This window comes from Stenotrophomonas sp. MH181796, from assembly GCF_009659995.1.
Taxonomy (GTDB): domain Bacteria; phylum Pseudomonadota; class Gammaproteobacteria; order Xanthomonadales; family Xanthomonadaceae; genus Stenotrophomonas; species Stenotrophomonas riyadhensis.
Window position 1 is genome coordinate 1 of record NZ_RAHU01000029.1, and the last position, 630, is coordinate 630.

General features: G+C 61.7%; 1 protein-coding gene. It reads left to right on the forward strand.

Features of this window, described 5'->3' with window-relative positions:
- On the forward strand, positions 1-630 hold a 630-nt coding region (locus tag D5301_RS23975; RefSeq protein WP_153857084.1), incomplete at both ends, for a flagellin.

The following is a 630-nucleotide window of genomic DNA, read 5'->3' on the forward strand; positions in this document are numbered from 1 at the left end:
CGTTCTCCAGCCAGCTGTTCCAGGTGGGTGCCAACGCTGGCCAGGCCATTGCGATCGACAAGATTACAAACGCCCAAGCGAGTTCGATCGGTTCCTCGACCTTCGCTCAGAACGGCACCCTGACGATGGCTGCCGGCACCGCACTGACCAGCGGCGAAATCACCGGTCTGAAGATCGGTAGCGTGGATCTTGGTACTGTGAAATACGAGCAGGGTGCCGATGCGACCGCTACCCAGGCCAACGCCACAAATGCCACCATCGCGGCGATCAACGCCAAGATGGGTGAAACCGGCGTTTACGCACAGCAGACAAATGACGGGGCCAGCCCGCCGGTGTTCACTGCTGGGTCGATCACCCTGACCTCGGTCAAGGCCGACCTCAAGGCGGCCGACATCACGGCACTGACCGTCGCCGGCGGCACCGGTAGCGTCACCGTCGGCACTCAGATCCAGGCTGGCACCACTGCCTCGACTCTGAAGGACGTCAAGATCACCGACGTGGCCGGTGCTCAGAAGGCCCTGGAAATCGTCGATAACGCTCTGCAGTCGATCAACAGCACCCGTGCGGACCTTGGTGCGGTGCAGAATCGCTTCACCTCGGTCGTTGCCAACCTGCAGACCTCGACGGAAA